The 475-nt window shown below is 46.9% G+C and carries 1 pseudogene; it reads right to left on the bottom strand.

Annotation, left to right across the window (positions count from 1 at the left end):
• Positions 1–475: pseudogene (secA, locus tag A3729_RS10680) on the bottom strand (preprotein translocase subunit SecA); the annotation flags it as partial.

Below are 475 nucleotides of genomic sequence, written 5' to 3'. Positions count from 1 at the left end.
TCCATCACCGAGTTACGCTGCTCATAAATCACACTACGCTGATCGTTCGCCACATCATCGTATTCCAGTAAGGACTTACGAATATCAAAGTTACGGCCTTCTACTTTACGCTGAGCCTTTTCAATCGCATTACTCACCATCTTGTGCTCGATGGCCTCACCTTTGTCCATACCCAAGGCTTGCATGATGTTACGTACACGATCCGAGGCAAACAGACGCATCAAGTTATCTTCTAAAGACAAGAAGAAACGGGTACTACCTGGGTCACCCTGACGGCCAGATCGTCCACGAAGCTGGTTATCGATTCGACGAGACTCGTGACGTTCGGTACCCAAAATATGCAACCCGCCTGCCTCAAGTACGGCTTTATTTCGTACTTCCCAGTCAGCTTTGATTTTAGCGATCTTGTCATCACTTGGGTCTTTCAATGCTTTAATTTCAGCTTCCCAATTACCACCCAGAACAATATCCGTGC

This window comes from Oleiphilus sp. HI0043, from assembly GCF_001634935.1.
Note: the sequence above shows the minus strand (reverse complement) of the source record. Positions and strands in the feature narration are given on the sequence as shown.